Origin of the sequence: Stutzerimonas stutzeri, from assembly GCF_002890915.1 — a bacterium.
GTDB classification, from domain to species: domain Bacteria; phylum Pseudomonadota; class Gammaproteobacteria; order Pseudomonadales; family Pseudomonadaceae; genus Stutzerimonas; species Stutzerimonas stutzeri_AF.
Window position 1 is genome coordinate 31236 of the sequence record NZ_POUT01000022.1, and the last position, 14316, is coordinate 45551.

Sequence of the window (14316 nt, forward strand, 5' to 3'; positions counted from 1 at the left end):
CGACGTTAAAAGCTTCTCCCGGAAGTTTTTGTGCGCGTGGGAAAGACAATCCTGGTTGCGCTCAGCCTCGACTCCTTTCGAGCGCCAGGGCTTGGTTCACTGCCAGCCAGCCTTCGACCGCTTGCTCGTCGGTGTCGTCGAACGCCCGTTGCAATAGCCGCACCTGTTCCCGGCGCAGGGCCTGTTCCAGCTTCGCGCCCTCTGCGGTGAAGCGCAGCATGCGTTTGCGCTTGTCATCCTCGGCGGTGAGGCTTTCCACCAGATGCATTTCGATCAGCTGCCGCAGCGGCGTGTTCAGCGCCTGTTTGGATACGCCGAGGTAGCCCAGCAGCTCCTTGACGCTGAGGTCGGGGTAGCTGGCGATGAAGAACAGGATGCGGTGGTGCACCCGCGACAGTCCGCGGCGTGCCAGCATCTCGTCGGGCTTGGCCGTGAAGGCCCGGTAGCCGTGGAAAAAGCTTTCCATTATCCGCCGTTGCACGGCGCTTTTTTTTAGGTCAGGCATATTGACGTATTTGGCGTGGTAGGCGTAATTTCGGTCAAGAAGTTTGACTTATTTTGCATCTCTTCGCATCTGGTATGGAAATGGCCTTCTCCGAACGCATCAGCCGCCTCAAAAGTTCCCTCATCCGTGAAATCCTCGCTGCGGCGCAGCGCCCGGAGGTCATGTCCTTCGCCGGCGGGCTGCCGGCCGAACCGATGCTGCCCAAGGTCGACTGGGCCGAGCTGCCCGCGAGCATGGGGCAGTACGGCATGAGTGAAGGCGAGCCTGCCCTGCGCGAGGCTATCGCGGCCGAGGCCCGGGCGCTGGGCATCGCCTGTGAGGCGAGCCAGGTGCTGATCGTCAGCGGATCGCAGCAGACGTTGGATCTGGTATCGAAGTTGTTCATCGACCCGGGCACCGAGGTGCTGGTCGAGGCGCCGACCTACCTGGCCGCGTTGCAGGCGTTCCAGCTGTTCGGCGCGGAATGCCTGGCGGTTGCGCAGGAGGCGGACGGCCCGCAGCTGGATGCGCTGCGAGCAACGTTGGAGCAGCGCAAGCCGGCTTTTGCCTATCTGATTCCGACCTTCCAGAACCCTTCTGCTGTGCGCTACAGCGAGGCCAAGCGCGACGCCGTGGCCGCGTTGCTGGATGAATTCGGCGTGACGTTGCTGGAGGATGAGCCCTACCGCGAGCTGGTATTCGATCAGGGCAGCGCGACGCCGATCGTGACGCGCCTGAAGCGTGCCAGCTGGATCTACACCGGTACGGTTTCCAAGACGTTGCTGCCCGGTTTGCGCGTGGGCTATCTGATCGCTTCGCCGGATCTGTTTCCCTATCTGCTGCGGCTGAAGCAGTCGGCCGACCTGCATACCAATCGCATCGGACAATGGCAGGCGCTGCAGTGGCTGGGTAGCCCCCAGTACCGTGCGCACCTGGCGGAGCTGCGCGATTTCTACCGTATTCGCCGCGACGCCATGCAGGCCGCACTGACGGAGCATTTCAGCGATCTGGCGAGCTGGGAGACGCCGCAAGGTGGACTGTTCTTCTGGCTGACGCTCAAGCAGCCACTGGACACGCGCACGCTGCTCAAGCAGGCGCTGGCGCAGGACGTCGTGTTCATGCCGGGTGAACCGTTTTTCGTCGATCCGGACGCCAATCCAGGCTATCTGCGGCTGAACTTCAGCCATGTCGCACCCGAGCGCCTAGGCGAGGGGCTGCGCCGGCTGGCTGGTGTCATTCGCGAGGCCATCGCGCTGGAGGCAGCCTAAGATTTCACATCGGCCCGCGTGGCGCGGGCGAATCGGAGGGGGTCATGTTGAAAGTCTATGGCGATTACCGTTCGGGTAATTGCTACAAGATCAAGCTGTTGCTGCACCTGCTCGACAAACCGTATGAATGGATTCCGGTCAATATTCTGCGTGGCGAGACGCGCTCGGAGGAGTTCCTGAAGAAGAACCCGAATGGCAAGATCCCGGTGCTGGAACTCGAAGACGGCTCCTGCCTGTGGGAGTCCAACGCGATTCTGAATTACCTTGCCGAAGGTAGCGAATTCCTGCCCGGCGACCCGCGACTACGTACCCAGGTGCTGCAGTGGCAATTCTTCGAGCAGTACAGCCATGAGCCCTACATCGCCGTGGCGCGCTACATCAAGGTCTACCTCGGCATGCCCGAGGAGCGTCGCGAGGAGTACGAGGCCAAGCAGCTCGATGGCTACCATGCTCTGAACGTGATGGAACAGCAACTGCTGCGGACGCCTTACCTGGTGGGCGATCACTACTCGATTGCCGACGTCGCGCTATATGCTTACACCCATGTGGCCGAGGAGGGGGGCTTCCTGCTCGACGGCTATCCGGCCATTCGCCAGTGGCTGCAGCGCGTCGCCAGCCACCCGCGGCATGTGGGAATGTTCGATTGATGGATAAAGGGGGCGCCAGGAAGCGCCCCTTTTTATTTGACCAATCCGAGAAACTCGCTACGGGTCGCCGCATTCTCGCGGAACTGGCCAAGCATCACCGAGGTGACCATCGACGAGTTCTGCTTCTCCACGCCCCGCATCATCATGCACATGTGCTGGGCCTCGATGACCACTGCAACGCCGGCGGCGTCGGTGACCTGCTGTACCGCCTCGGCGATCTCGCGGGTCAGGTTCTCCTGGATCTGCAGGCGACGGGCGTACATGTCGACGATCCGGGCGACCTTCGACAGGCCGAGCACCTTGCCGTTGGGGAGATAGGCTACGTGGGCCTTGCCGATGAAGGGCAGTATGTGGTGTTCGCACAGCGAATACAGCTCGATGTTCTTGACCAGCACCATCTCGCTGTTGTCGGAGCTGAACAGCGCACCGTTGGTGACTTCCTCGAGCGTCTGCTGATAGCCCTTGCACAGGTACTGCATGGCTTTGGCGGCGCGTTTGGGCGTGTCGAGCAGACCCTCGCGGGTAACGTCCTCGCCGAGTTGGCCGAGGATCGCGGTGTAGTGTTGTTCCAGGGACATTGAACTACCTGTCAGGGTTCATGGGGCGCGAACGCGAAGGGTAGGTGGAGGCCGCTCCGCTGGCAAGTGCGAAGCACCATGCCGGCGTCGGCGCGCGGGATTCGGTCATTCGTCACGGCCTTCCAGCATGGTGCGCTTGAGCATCACATACAGGGCTCCGGTTCCGCCGTGGCGGGGAAGGCAGGAGGTGAAGCCCAGCACCTGTGGATGTTGCCGCAGCCAGGTATTGACGTGGCTCTTGATCAGCGGCCGCTTGCCATCCAGCCTCGCCGCCTTGCCGTGGGTGACGCGAACGCAGCGGATCTCGAGCCTGGTCGCTTCGGCGATGAAGTCCCACAGCTGCTCGCGCGCTTTCTCCACGCTCAATCCATGCAGGTCGAGGCTGCCCTCGAAGGGTATCTGGCCGGCCTTCAGCTTGCGTATCTGGCTATCCTGCACGCCGTCCCGGGCCCAGTAGAGTTCGTCTTCGGCGCCCACGTCGATGACGAACTGGTCGGAAAGGCCGTCGACACGAGTCTGCTCATTTCGACTGGTGGCATTGGCGCGCCGGCTGGCGATCTGTTCACGGTTGCTGCGTGGCTTGCCGGTTTCGGCGCGCTCGTGCTTGATCGGTTTGACGCCGCGTACGGCGGAGTGGAAAAGGGAAAAGTCGTCGTCTTGCATGGGGCCTCCGGACAGGGCATCAGTTTACCCCAGTCATGTTGCCCAGGCGGGGTTCGCGTGGCTCCTCGGCTCAGTCGCGCTTCTTCATCAGGTGCCGTGCCATGCTCAATTCGTTTGGCTGGCGCAATCGGCGCCGGCAGCGGCGCCAGATGAATACGCCAACCAGCAGTATGGCCACGCCCAGCCCCGATGCAACGGCGCCGGCGTCGCTCGTTCCCAGGGCGCCAAGCGCCTCGCCGCGGCCTAGTAGAGAAGCCAGGCCCGTGAGGGTCATCAGAGTGCCGAGCATCGCGAGCAGGGCGCCGAAGAGCACACCGAGACGCAGGGGCCAGCCTCTGGCTCCGCGGGAGCGTAGGCGGCGGGCATCGAAGCCATCGGATTGCTTCATTCCGGTTACCTCTGATTGTCGTCTGGCTATGACCGGGAGCGCTCCGTCGGGTCCATGCAAGAGTGCGCAGGAGAGGGCATCAGCGCTGGGTCAGTGCCGCAACGTCGGGTACGCAGACGGCGAAATTGTCGGCCAGTATGGTCATTTCCATCCGATGGACCTGTTCGGCGTCGATGCTGCCGTCACCCATGGGCAGGTTGCGGGTCGCACAGGCACTGTCGACCAGGGTGCAGCGGTAGCCGTAATCCTTGGCGGCCCGGACGGTGGTGCTGATGCTCGAATGAGTCATGAATCCGCAGACGATCAGGTCCAGGCGGCCGATCTTCTGCAGCAGTTCATGGAGCTCGGTGCCGGAAAACGCATTCGGCAGTCGTTTGGCGACCACGGCTTCACCCGGCTGCGGCGCAGCTTCCGGCATGATCTGGCCGCGAAAACCCTGGGGGTCGAATAACCCCCCACTGATGCCCAGGTGATGCACGTGCACGACCGGCGCGCCGGCTTCGCGCGCGGCGGCCAGCAAGCGGGTGATTTCAGGCAATGCCCGGTCCAGGGCAGGCAGGGCAAGCACGCCGTTGCGGTACTCTTCCTGCACGTCGATGACCAGCAGGGTGGCGTTCGCCAGCGTTGCCGGGTTATAGCTGCGGCCACTGAGCTGAAGCATGGTCTGTGGCTTGGTCATTATCGACTCCTTGTACTGTGAGGGGGCTGATTGTGGCGCCAGAACGCGACGATGTGAACCGCCCGGCCCCATGATTCGCCGGATGAATCCCTGGTTGCGGATTTCGATACTCGTATCCGCTTGGATGGCCAGTGAAGACAGCAGGTTCTATACCGGGCCGCAAGGGTACTGCGCCCAGCTTTTGGATGCTTCAATCAAATGGGTCATTTACAGATCGCGTCGGGCTTGTTCGCACTTGACGACCGACGCTTGGAACCGCCGTAGCTCGCGTTTCCATACGCCTGCTAAACTCGCGCGCCCTTTTTCATAGGAGATGCTCCCGTGACCGCTTCGCTCTCCCGTTTGCGTACCCTGCGTGACTATATTCGCTGGGCTGTCAGCCGATTCCAGGCAGAGCAACTCTATTTCGGACACGGCACCGATAACGCCTGGGATGATGCCCGCCAACTGGTGCTCGGCGCGTTGCATCTGCCCTGGGAAATGTCCGATAGCTATCTGGATTGTCGCCTCGAGCTGGATGAGTGTGCCCATCTGCAGGCGCTCTTGCGTCGGCGCATCGAGGAACGTGTGCCGACGGCCTACCTGCTGGGGCAAGCCTGGTTCTGCGGGCTGCCGTTCATCGTGGATGAGCGGGTGCTCATTCCACGCTCGCCGATAGCCGAACTCATCGAACAGCGCTTCGAGCCATGGCTGAACAAGTCGCCCGCGCGGATTCTCGATCTGTGTACCGGTTCGGGGTGCATAGGCATCGCCTGCGCCTATGAGTTTCTCGATGCCGAGGTGGTGCTGGCTGACCTTTCGTTCGAGGCGTTGGAGGTGGCGAACCGGAATATCGAACTCCATGGCCTCGACGAGCGCGTCTACACGGTGCAGAGCGACGGTTTTCAGGGCTTGCCGAACCAGCGCTTCGATCTGATCGTGTCCAATCCGCCGTATGTGGATGCCGAGGATTTCGCCGACATGCCTGAGGAATACCACCATGAGCCTGCATTGGGTTTGGCCTGTGGCGATGATGGGTTGGATCTGGTGCGGCGTATGCTCGCCGAAGCTGCGGATCACCTTACAGATGATGGCGTTCTGATCATCGAGGTCGGCAACAGCCAGACCCATGTCCAGACTTTGTATCCTGAAGTGGATTTCACCTGGCTGGAATTCGCCCGTGGTGGCCATGGGGTATTCCTGCTTGCCGCCAGACAGTGTCGGGAGCACCAGGCGCTGTTCCGCTCTCGGACGGCGCCCATTTAACCTCGATTCGGCCAAGCAGCGGGCAGGGCTTCGTTCGCTGCTTGTTGGCGCTACGCCGATACGGTGTTGCGGGAATTTATCGAAGCATTAACGTATTCGCGCTCTTTTCGATTTTTTTTTCATGGTCTCTTGAGCATTTGCCGAGCAATCGTGTCTGTTGGGGTGGCGCCAGTATTTCCTGAGTGATCGCCGCGACGCCGGCATTCATCGATTTGGGCTGTTTGGCTAGCCATCGTCGTGCTTAAGCTGTATTTCTGGCTGCATCGAGATTTTTGTATTTCAAGCGGAAAGACCATGCCAGGCATTACCCTAGAGGCCATCACTTTCTCCCTGTTCGGCGCCTTGGGCGATCTGGCGCTGCGCAAGCTGTTTCCCGCCCTGTATCAACTGGATCGGGCCGGCCTGCTGCATGCCGACACCCGAATACTGGCATTATCCCGCGAGCCGGGTGAGCCGTCGCTCCATAAGGCCCGTATCGAGCAGGCGTTGCACAACCGCATTCCGGCGGGCGAGCTGGACGAGCGGACGCTCCAGCGTTTCGCTGCCCGGCTTGAGTACCTGACGATGGATTTTCGCCAGGGTGAGGGTTACGCGGCGCTTGCCGAGTGCGTGCCGGCGGAGCTGCCGCTGATTGCTTACTTCGCCACACCGGCCTCCGTCTACGGCGATATCTGCCGATTCCTCGCAGCGACCGGGCTTGCCGAGCAGGCGCGAGTGGTGCTGGAAAAACCGATCGGGCATGACCTGGAATCGTCCCGGGTGATCAACGATGCCGTGGCGCAGTACTTCCCCGAGAACCGTATCTATCGCATCGACCACTATCTGGGCAAAGAGACCGTACAGAACCTCATTGCACTGCGTTTCGCCAATAGCCTGTTCGAGACGCAGTGGGACCAGCACCACATTTCGCATGTCGAGATCACGGTTGCCGAAACGGTGGGGATCGAGGGGCGCTGGGGGTATTTCGATCAGGCCGGCCAACTGCGCGACATGGTCCAGAACCATTTGCTGCAACTGCTTTGCCTGATCGCCATGGACCCGCCGAGCAACCTCACGGCGGACAGCATTCGCGACGAAAAGGTCAAGGTGCTCAAGGCGCTGGCGCCGCTTACGCCCGAAAGCATTCACCAGCGTGTGGTCCGGGGCCAGTACGCTGCCGGGAATGTCGCAGGCAAGGCAGTTCCCGGTTATCTCGAAGAAGAGAATTCCAATACCGAAAGCAGTACCGAAACCTTCGTGGCGCTGCGGGCCGATATCTGCAACTGGCGCTGGTCGGGCGTCCCGTTCTATCTGCGCACCGGCAAGCGCATGGCGCAGAAACTGTCGCAGATCGTCATCCATTTCAAGGAGCCGCCGTTCTATATCTTCGCCCCGGAGCAGCGCTCGTTGATCAGCAACCGCCTGATCATTCGCTTGCAGCCGGACGAAGGAATCTCCCTGCAGGTGATGACCAAGGAGCAGGGCCTGGACAAGGGGATGCATCTTCGCAGCGGCCCTCTGCAGCTGAATTTCTCCGAGACCTACAAGAGCGCTCGAATCCCGGATGCCTACGAGCGCCTGCTGCTGGAAGTCATGCAGGGCAACCAGAACCTGTTCGTGCGCCGGGACGAGATCGAGTACGCCTGGCAATGGTGCGATCAGTTGATCGACGGCTGGACCCGGCTCGGTGCAGAACTCAAACTTTATCCGGCCGGCTCCTGGGGGCCGGTCGCTTCGATTGCCCTCATCACGCGTGACGGGAGGTCCTGGTATGGCGATCTCTGAACTCGATCTGCCCACTGGCGTTATTGCCCACAGTTCGGCCGATGCGCAGCGACAGGCGGAACTGCTGGCCGACGGGGTGGCCAAGGCGCTCGCGTATGCCGTGCAAACCCATGGTGTGGCCAGCCTCGTCGTATCCGGCGGGCGCAGCCCGGTTGCCTTCTTCGAGGAACTCTCGCGGCGGGAACTTCCATGGTCCAGGGTGCAGGTCGGCCTGGCCGATGAGCGTTGGGTGCCGCCAAGCGACCCCGCGAGCAACGAGGGCCTGGTTCGCCGCCATCTATTACGGAACGCCGCGGCCGAGGCGCAGCTGTTCGGGCTTTATCGGCCTGCGGATGCGCTCGAGGATGCGGCGCGGCTAGCCGATCAGGCGTTGCTGGAATTCACCCGTCCCATCGATGTGCTCGTGCTGGGCATGGGGAACGATGGACATACGGCTTCGCTGTTTCCTGGCAATGCGAACCTTGCGCATGCGCTGCGGCATGACTGCCCGGAACGCTGCCTGCCGATGCACGCGCCGGCTGCCCCCGAGTGCCGGATTACGCTGACCTATCCCTTACTGGCCTCCGCCCGGATGCAGTGCCTGGCGATCCAGGGTACCGACAAGCTCGAAACCATGCGTGCGGCATTGAATGCTGATGCCCAGCAGATGCCGATTCGCGCGTTCCTGCATTCCCCGCTGGAAATTTACTGGTGCCCATGAGGCCCGAGGATTCTTTCATGACCATGGACCAGAAAAACGCCCTGATCGAAACCCTTTGCGTGCGTGCCCGGATTCTTCCGGTGATCACGATCGGTAGCGAGGAGCAGATCTTGCCGTTGGCCGACGCGCTTGCTGCCGGCGGCCTCGATACATTGGAGATCACCCTGCGTTCGCCTCACGGCATCACCGCCATTCGCCGCCTGCGCGAAGAGCGCCCCGACTTGTGCGTCGGTGCCGGAACGGTGCTGGACCGTCGCATGATGGACGAGGTGGAGGCTGCCGGTGCACAGTTCATCGTGACGCCCGGTTCCACGCGGGAAATGCTCGAGGCCGGCGTGAGCTGCTCCATACCGTTGCTGCCGGGTACCGGTAGTGCATCGGATGTCATGGAGGGCTATGCGCTGGGTTATCGTCGCTTCAAGCTGTTCCCTGCGGAGGTCTGTGGTGGTATCGCCGCCTTGAAGGCATTGAGCGGGCCTTTCGCGGATGTGCGTTTCTGTCCTACCGGCGGCATCAATGCCACGAACGCGGCCCAGTATCTGGCTCTGCCGAACGTGATGTGCGTCGGCGGTACCTGGATGATCGATGCACAAAGCCTGAAGAACGGCGATTGGGCGCGGATACAGCGAAACACCGCCGAGGCGCTTGCCGCGTTGGGTTAGGGAAACGGAGCGTGATTCGCTATCCCTTGGTGCGCGCTATCACCGATACGCGTATGATTCGCGCCCTTTCAATCGGAATGCCACACCGGGAGGTGCCCAGATGACCGAACACGAAGACACGACCGCACACGTTGCCCACGGCGAAAAACTGCAGAAGGTGCTTGCCCGTCTGGGTATGGCCTCGCGCCGCGACGTCGAGAAATGGATCGGCGAGGGGCGGGTGAAGGTCAACGGGGCCATTGCGAGCCTGGGCCAGCGTGTCGACTCGCATGACGCGATCGCCGTCGATGGCCGTCTGCTCAAACGCGAAGAAGCCAGCGAATCGGTTCGCCGCGTGCTGATCTACAACAAGCCCGACGGCGAGATTTGCACCCGCAACGATCCCGAAGGCCGCCCCACGGTATTCGACCGGCTGCCGCGCCCCAAAGAAGGCCGCTGGATCAACATCGGTCGCCTCGACATCAATACCACCGGCCTGCTGCTGTTCACTACCGATGGCGAGTTGGCCAACCGCCTGATGCATCCCTCCTATGAAATGGACCGCGAATATGCGGTACGTGTCCGCGGCGAGGTCGACGACGAGATGATCGAGCGGCTGAAAACCGGCGTGATGCTCGAAGACGGGCCGGCACGTTTCACTGACATCCAGGAGGCGCCGGGCGGTGAGGGGCTCAACCATTGGTACCACTGCGTGGTGATGGAGGGCCGTAATCGCGAGGTTCGCCGCCTGTGGGAGTCCCAGGGGCTGGTGGTTAGCCGGCTGAAGCGGGTTCGTTTCGGGCCGGTGTTCATGACCTCCGATCTGCCCATGGGCCGCTGGCGCGAGTTGTCGCAGGCGGAGGTGGACATCCTCAGTGAGGAAGTCGGTCTCAAGCCGGTGGCACTCCCGGCAATGAAAGCCAAGGCCAAAGAGAAGATCGACCGCATGCAACGCAAGGTGGCGAAGCCGCTCGGTCGTGGCGAGCGGCGGTCGCGAACTCTGCGTCCGGCGAACGAAGCCGATGTACATGGCACTGCGGAAAAAGCGCACGGCCCTCGTGCCGATCAGGCTGCCCGCAAACCACATGGCGGCGGCAAGGGCAGGGGGACAGCGGTTGCCGAGCGTCCGGGAGATTCGGTTCGCAAGGGCGGCAAGCGCAGTGACGAATCCGGCCATTCCCGGCCTGGCGCTGGCAAGAAGCGGGGCGCGGCAGGCAACGATGGCCGTGGTGAGCGTGCAAAACGTCCTTGATCATCTCACGGGATGACCTTGGGGCTGGTTCCAGCCCCAAGCGTAGCGGCTCTATTGTGCGTTCAGGGCCTGCCCGTTGACGCCAGCGCTGTCCGGACCCATCAGGTACAGATAGACGGGCATGATCTCTGCCGGCAACGGATTGGCCGCAGGGTTTTCCGCGGGGTAGGCCTTGGCGCGCATGTCGGTGCGGGTGGCACCCGGGTTGACGCTGTTGGCGCGGACCGCAGCGGTGTCTTCCACCTCATCGGCGAGCACCTGCATCAAGCCCTCGGTGGCGAACTTCGATACCGCATAGGCACCCCAGTAGGCGCGTCCCTTACGGCCGACGCTGCTGGATGTGAAGATCACCGAGGCATCCTTGGAAAGCTTGAGCAGCGGCAGTAACGTGCTGGTCAGCATGAACATCGCGCTGACATTCACCTGCATCACGCGCATGAAATTGTCTCCGGACAATTGCTCCAGCGGCGTGCGGGGGCCGACGATGGCTGCGTTGTGGAGAAGGCCGTCGAGATGTCCGAATTCGCCCTCGACCATGGCGGCCAACTCGTCGTATTGATGCGGCAGCGCGGTCTCCAGGTTGAAGGGGATGACGGCGGGGCGCGGATGTCCTGCCGCCTCGATATCGTCATAGACGCGGTTCAGGTTCTCTTCGTTCTTGCCCAGCAGAAGAACGGTGGCGCCATGTGCGGCATAGGCTTTCGCGGCTGCCTCGCCAATGCCGCGACCGGCGCCGGTAACCATGATGATGCGCCCCTGGAGAAGGTCGGGGCGGGCGGAATACTCGAACATCGTGTGCCTCGTCTATCTTATGAACAGTGGCGCCCGGCAGTGCGGCGCGAAAAGGTCGAACTGGTATTCAGAAAGCCGTTGCCTCAGCAACTGCAGAGTGCGCGTTCCAGTACGTTGCGCAGCTCCAGAGGATGGTCCACCACCACGTCGGCGCCCCAGTGATCAGGGTTGTCCTCGGGATGTATGTAGCCATAGCGTACGGCGGCCGTACGGCTTCCCGCGGCGCGGCCGGACTCGATATCCCGCAGGTCATCGCCCACGAACAAGACCGTGCGTGGATCGAGGTTGAGCTGGCGGCACGCCAGCAACATGGGTTCGGGATCGGGCTTGCTCTTGCTGACATGGTCGGGGCAGACCAGCACGGCAGACCGTGAAGCCAGGCCCAGCTGCTGCATTATCGGCTCGGCGAAGCGCAGGGGCTTATTGGTGACCACTCCCCAGAGCAGGTTGGCATGCTCGATGTCCTCGAGCAGCTCGGCCATGCCATCGTAAAGATGGCTGTATATGGCGCAGTGCTCCTGGTAGCGCTCGAGGAATTCCAGCCGCAGCGCTTCGAATTCAGCCGAAAACGGGTCCGTGTCGAACGCGCTGAGTACCATGGCCCTGGCCCCGCCTGATACGACATCGCGGATCTGCTGGTCCGGCACGCGAGGAAGCCCTCGGGCAAGGCGCATAGCCTGGGCTACGGCGATGAAGTCGGGAGCGGTATCGAGCAGGGTACCGTCCATGTCGAACAGAACAGCGCGCAGGCGCATCAAGCCTCCTTGATCGTCTGGACCATATAGTTGACGTCCACATTCGCGGAAAGCTTGTACTGCTTGGTCAGCGGATTGTAGGTGACGCCGATGATGTCCTTGACGGCCAGCCCCGTATCGCGGCTCCAGGCGCCTAGTTCGGATGGGCGGATGAATTTCTTGAAATCATGGGTTCCGCGCGGCAGCAGCTGCAGCAGGTACTCCGCTCCGATAATGGCGAACGCGTAAGCCTTCGGGTTGCGGTTGATCGTCGAAAAAAACACCTGTCCACCGGGCTTGACCAGTGCATGACAGGCGCGAATGACCGATGCCGGGTCCGGAACGTGTTCGAGCATCTCGAGGCAGGTGACGACATCGAATTGTCCGGGGCATTCGCTGGCCATGGCTTCGGCGGTGATTTGCCGATAATCGATTTCCAGCCCGGATTCGAGCAGATGCAGGCGCGCAACGGACAAGGGGGCTTCGCCCATGTCGATACCGGTTACCTGGGCGCCGCGGTGTGCCATCGCTTCGCTGAGAATTCCGCCGCCGCACCCGATGTCGATGACCTTCTTGCCGGCAAGAGAGGCGTGCTCGTCTATCCAGTTCACCCGCAGTGGATTGATTTCGTGCAGGGGCTTGAATTCGCTTTCGCGATCCCACCAGCGGTGTGCAAGGGCTTCGAATTTGGCGATTTCAGCGTGGTCGACGTTACTCATGGTGCGTTCCGTTTGAAAGCTTGAGGGAGAAGCTTGAGCTGCAAACGCTCATGTTGCCAGCTTCCGTCAGACGAAGGGCGCTACAGGTGCCTATCGTTGTATGTCAGTTTGTCGCGGTATTGCCGATGCCCTCGGCGATGGAGGGCGCGCATCAGAGTTTGTCGGTGCTCGCGATCTTCTCGCCCCACTGACGAGCATTGGCGATCAGTCGCTCTTCGTCCATGCGCGTCAGGCAACGGTCATTCAGCAGTTGCTTGCCGCCTACCCAGACGTGGCGGACGCAGTCTCTCCCGGCCGAATAGATCAGTTGTGAAACCGGATCGTATATCGGTTGCTGCGCCAGACCGGAAAGGTCGAATGCGACGAGGTCGGCGAACTTGCCCAGCTCCAGGGAGCCGGTGTGGTCATCCAGTCCCAGTGCACGTGCCCCATTGAGCGTTGCCATACGAAGCGCGCGGTGGGCATCGAGTGCCGTAGCCGAGCCCGCAACCGCCTTGGCCAGCAAGGCCGCGGTACGTGTTTCGCCCAGCAGATCCAGATCATTGTTGCTTGCCGCGCCATCGGTGCCAATGGCCACGTTGATGCCAGCCTCCCAAAGCCGTTCGACGGGGCAGAAGCCACTGGCGAGCTTGAGATTGGATTCCGGACAATGAATGACGCTGCAATTGTGCTCCGTGAGTAACGCCAGATCCTCGTCGTCGATCTGGGTCATGTGCACTGCCTGGAAGCGGGGGCCAAGCAGTTGCAGGCGGGCGAGTCGGGCCAGGGGGCGCTCTCCGTGCTTGCGCAGCGCTTCTTGGAGCTCATGTGCGGTTTCGTGCACATGCATATGGATTCCGGCGTCCATTTCCGCGACCAGGATGCGGATGCTTTCCAGCTTGTCATCTGCTACCGAATATGGGGCATGCGGTCCAAACGCCACGCTGATGCGAGGATGATGCTTCAGGTCATCGAACAGCGCGACGCCTTTGCGTAGCGCTTCATCTGCATCGCGAGCGCCTGGAATCGGAAAGTCCAGTACCGGAATGGCGATCTGCGCGCGAATCCCATGCTTGTGTACCAGCTCGCTGATCACATTCGGGAAGAAGTACATGTCGGAAAAGCACGTGATGCCGCTTTTCAGCTGTTCGGCAATGGCCAGCTCGCTGCCGCTGCGGATGAACTGTTCATCGACCCAGCGAGACTCGGCCGGCCATATATGGTCGTGAAGCCAGGTCTGCAGCGGGAGATCATCGGCCAGGCCACGGAAAAGCGTCATCGCGGCATGGCCATGGGCATTGATAAGGCCGGGTGCCAGCAGCATTCCTTGCAGTTCCCGCACTTCCCTGGCGTGATGCTTGAGTGCCTCGGCCCGGGGAGCGATCAGCGCAATCCGGCCATCCCGGATGCCCAGCCCATGTCCCTTGAGCACAACCCCTGCCGGCTCGACCGGAACAAGCCAGGTGGGGAACAGAAGAATATCTAGCGGTGCGAGGCTGTGCTGAGGCATGGGAAAGCCATGAACGGATAGGAAGCACTAGTGTAATAGCTGGCAGGTTCAGTTTGAAGGAAGGTGAAAGCGCTGTCCGTACTTGGGCTATAGATAGAGTAGCGGTGTGCTTGCGATAGCAATTGTCCCGCGTTCGAGTAAATGCAAATAAACCCGAAATAAACGGTTGACGGGGGAAATCAGGTCCCTATAATGCGCACCACTTCCGGCGCAGTCCTCAAGCAAAACCTCTTGTAAATCAAAAGGTTAGCGAAATAAAGAGGTTGCACTGGC

General features: G+C 61.6%; 16 protein-coding genes. 7 read left to right on the forward strand and 9 right to left on the reverse strand.

From position 1 onward, the window contains the following. Positions 1–61: 61 nt before the first annotated feature. Positions 62–505, reverse strand: coding sequence for a MarR family winged helix-turn-helix transcriptional regulator (locus CXK94_RS21740; protein ID WP_037037142.1), 444 nt, complete (start codon positions 503–505; stop codon positions 62–64). Between the two features lie 80 nt (positions 506–585). Here CXK94_RS21740 and CXK94_RS21745 point away from each other — a divergent pair, with 80 nt between their 5' ends. Further along, on the forward strand, positions 586–1752 hold the full coding sequence (locus CXK94_RS21745) for a PLP-dependent aminotransferase family protein (RefSeq protein WP_102895840.1): 1167 nt from the start codon (positions 586–588) through the stop codon (positions 1750–1752). Positions 1753–1796: 44 nt separating this feature from the next. After that, positions 1797–2399 carry a glutathione S-transferase family protein gene (locus tag CXK94_RS21750; RefSeq protein WP_102895830.1) on the forward strand — a complete coding sequence of 201 codons (603 nt, stop codon included), beginning with the start codon at positions 1797–1799 and terminating at the stop codon, positions 2397–2399. A gap of 32 nt (positions 2400–2431) precedes the next feature. On the opposite strand, the gene folE is transcribed toward CXK94_RS21750, so the two are convergent. From folE to CXK94_RS21770, 4 genes are all read right to left on the reverse strand, one after another. Then, a complete protein-coding gene (folE, locus tag CXK94_RS21755; protein WP_037037148.1) occupies positions 2432–2977 on the reverse strand; it encodes a GTP cyclohydrolase I FolE in 546 nt (181 codons plus the stop codon). 105 nt (positions 2978–3082) lie between these two features. Then, entirely contained in the window at positions 3083–3640 is a 558-nt protein-coding gene (locus CXK94_RS21760; RefSeq protein ID WP_037037150.1) for a Smr/MutS family protein, read from the reverse strand. A 70-nt stretch (positions 3641–3710) separates the two neighbouring features. Beyond that, positions 3711–4028 carry a hypothetical protein gene (locus CXK94_RS21765; protein ID WP_102895831.1) on the reverse strand — a complete coding sequence of 106 codons (318 nt, stop codon included), beginning with the start codon at positions 4026–4028 and terminating at the stop codon, positions 3711–3713. Positions 4029–4107: 79 nt separating this feature from the next. After that, on the reverse strand, positions 4108–4707 hold the full coding sequence (locus tag CXK94_RS21770; RefSeq protein WP_102895832.1) for a cysteine hydrolase family protein: 600 nt from the start codon (positions 4705–4707) through the stop codon (positions 4108–4110). A gap of 321 nt (positions 4708–5028) precedes the next feature. Here CXK94_RS21770 and prmB point away from each other — a divergent pair, with 321 nt between their 5' ends. The 5 genes from prmB (at position 5029) to rluB (ending at position 10309) form a co-directional block, all read left to right on the forward strand. Then, positions 5029–5952 carry a 50S ribosomal protein L3 N(5)-glutamine methyltransferase gene (gene prmB, locus CXK94_RS21775; RefSeq protein WP_102895833.1) on the forward strand — a complete coding sequence of 308 codons (924 nt, stop codon included), beginning with the start codon at positions 5029–5031 and terminating at the stop codon, positions 5950–5952. A gap of 294 nt (positions 5953–6246) precedes the next feature. Then, positions 6247–7716, forward strand: a complete 1470-nt coding sequence (zwf, locus tag CXK94_RS21780; protein ID WP_102895834.1) for a glucose-6-phosphate dehydrogenase — start codon at positions 6247–6249, stop codon at positions 7714–7716. Then, entirely contained in the window at positions 7703–8416 is a 714-nt protein-coding gene (pgl, locus tag CXK94_RS21785) for a 6-phosphogluconolactonase (protein ID WP_102895835.1), read from the forward strand. Before zwf ends, pgl begins: the two co-directional genes overlap by 14 nt. Positions 8417–8433: 17 nt before the next feature. Next, positions 8434–9078, forward strand: coding sequence for a bifunctional 4-hydroxy-2-oxoglutarate aldolase/2-dehydro-3-deoxy-phosphogluconate aldolase (locus CXK94_RS21790; protein WP_102895836.1), 645 nt, complete (start codon positions 8434–8436; stop codon positions 9076–9078). A 100-nt stretch (positions 9079–9178) separates the two neighbouring features. Beyond that, a complete protein-coding gene (rluB, locus tag CXK94_RS21795) occupies positions 9179–10309 on the forward strand; it encodes a 23S rRNA pseudouridine(2605) synthase RluB (protein ID WP_102895837.1) in 1131 nt (376 codons plus the stop codon). A gap of 51 nt (positions 10310–10360) precedes the next feature. Here the strand turns inward: rluB and CXK94_RS21800 are convergent, their stop codons facing one another. From CXK94_RS21800 to CXK94_RS21815, 4 genes are all read right to left on the reverse strand, one after another. Beyond that, on the reverse strand, positions 10361–11101 hold the full coding sequence (locus CXK94_RS21800) for a YciK family oxidoreductase (protein WP_037037162.1): 741 nt from the start codon (positions 11099–11101) through the stop codon (positions 10361–10363). Positions 11102–11184: 83 nt separating this feature from the next. Next, the gene (mupP, locus tag CXK94_RS21805; RefSeq protein WP_102895838.1) at positions 11185–11856 is read right to left on the reverse strand and encodes an N-acetylmuramic acid 6-phosphate phosphatase MupP; all 672 of its coding nucleotides are present in this window, start codon (positions 11854–11856) and stop codon (positions 11185–11187) included. Continuing rightward, positions 11856–12554: a bifunctional 2-polyprenyl-6-hydroxyphenol methylase/3-demethylubiquinol 3-O-methyltransferase UbiG gene (gene ubiG / locus CXK94_RS21810; protein ID WP_037037166.1), complete on the reverse strand. Its 699-nt coding sequence runs from the start codon at positions 12552–12554 to the stop codon at positions 11856–11858. The genes mupP and ubiG overlap by 1 nt, the downstream gene beginning before the upstream one ends. 151 nt (positions 12555–12705) lie before the next feature. Continuing rightward, complete coding sequence (locus CXK94_RS21815) at positions 12706–14043, reverse strand: TRZ/ATZ family hydrolase (protein ID WP_102895839.1); 1338 nt, start codon at positions 14041–14043, stop codon at positions 12706–12708. Between the last annotated feature and the right edge of the window lie 273 nt (positions 14044–14316).

Excerpts from the sequence above, each read along its gene's own strand:
- CXK94_RS21800 (WP_037037162.1), bottom strand. The coding sequence starts at position 11,101 with ATGTTCGAGTATTCCGCCCGCCCCGACCTTCTCCAGGGGCGCATCATC.
- rluB (WP_102895837.1), top strand. The coding sequence starts at position 9,179 with ATGACCGAACACGAAGACACGACCGCACACGTTGCCCACGGCGAAAAA.
- CXK94_RS21815 (WP_102895839.1), bottom strand. The coding sequence starts at position 14,043 with ATGCCTCAGCACAGCCTCGCACCGCTAGATATTCTTCTGTTCCCCACC.
- folE (WP_037037148.1), bottom strand. The coding sequence starts at position 2,977 with ATGTCCCTGGAACAACACTACACCGCGATCCTCGGCCAACTCGGCGAG.
- CXK94_RS21750 (WP_102895830.1), top strand. The coding sequence starts at position 1,797 with ATGTTGAAAGTCTATGGCGATTACCGTTCGGGTAATTGCTACAAGATC.
- zwf (WP_102895834.1), top strand. The coding sequence starts at position 6,247 with ATGCCAGGCATTACCCTAGAGGCCATCACTTTCTCCCTGTTCGGCGCC.
- mupP (WP_102895838.1), bottom strand. The coding sequence starts at position 11,856 with ATGCGCCTGCGCGCTGTTCTGTTCGACATGGACGGTACCCTGCTCGAT.
- CXK94_RS21740 (WP_037037142.1), bottom strand. The coding sequence starts at position 505 with ATGCCTGACCTAAAAAAAAGCGCCGTGCAACGGCGGATAATGGAAAGC.
- ubiG (WP_037037166.1), bottom strand. The coding sequence starts at position 12,554 with ATGAGTAACGTCGACCACGCTGAAATCGCCAAATTCGAAGCCCTTGCA.
- CXK94_RS21745 (WP_102895840.1), top strand. The coding sequence starts at position 586 with ATGGCCTTCTCCGAACGCATCAGCCGCCTCAAAAGTTCCCTCATCCGT.
- pgl (WP_102895835.1), top strand. The coding sequence starts at position 7,703 with ATGGCGATCTCTGAACTCGATCTGCCCACTGGCGTTATTGCCCACAGT.
- CXK94_RS21790 (WP_102895836.1), top strand. The coding sequence starts at position 8,434 with ATGACCATGGACCAGAAAAACGCCCTGATCGAAACCCTTTGCGTGCGT.
- CXK94_RS21760 (WP_037037150.1), bottom strand. The coding sequence starts at position 3,640 with ATGCAAGACGACGACTTTTCCCTTTTCCACTCCGCCGTACGCGGCGTC.
- CXK94_RS21770 (WP_102895832.1), bottom strand. The coding sequence starts at position 4,707 with ATGACCAAGCCACAGACCATGCTTCAGCTCAGTGGCCGCAGCTATAAC.
- CXK94_RS21765 (WP_102895831.1), bottom strand. The coding sequence starts at position 4,028 with ATGAAGCAATCCGATGGCTTCGATGCCCGCCGCCTACGCTCCCGCGGA.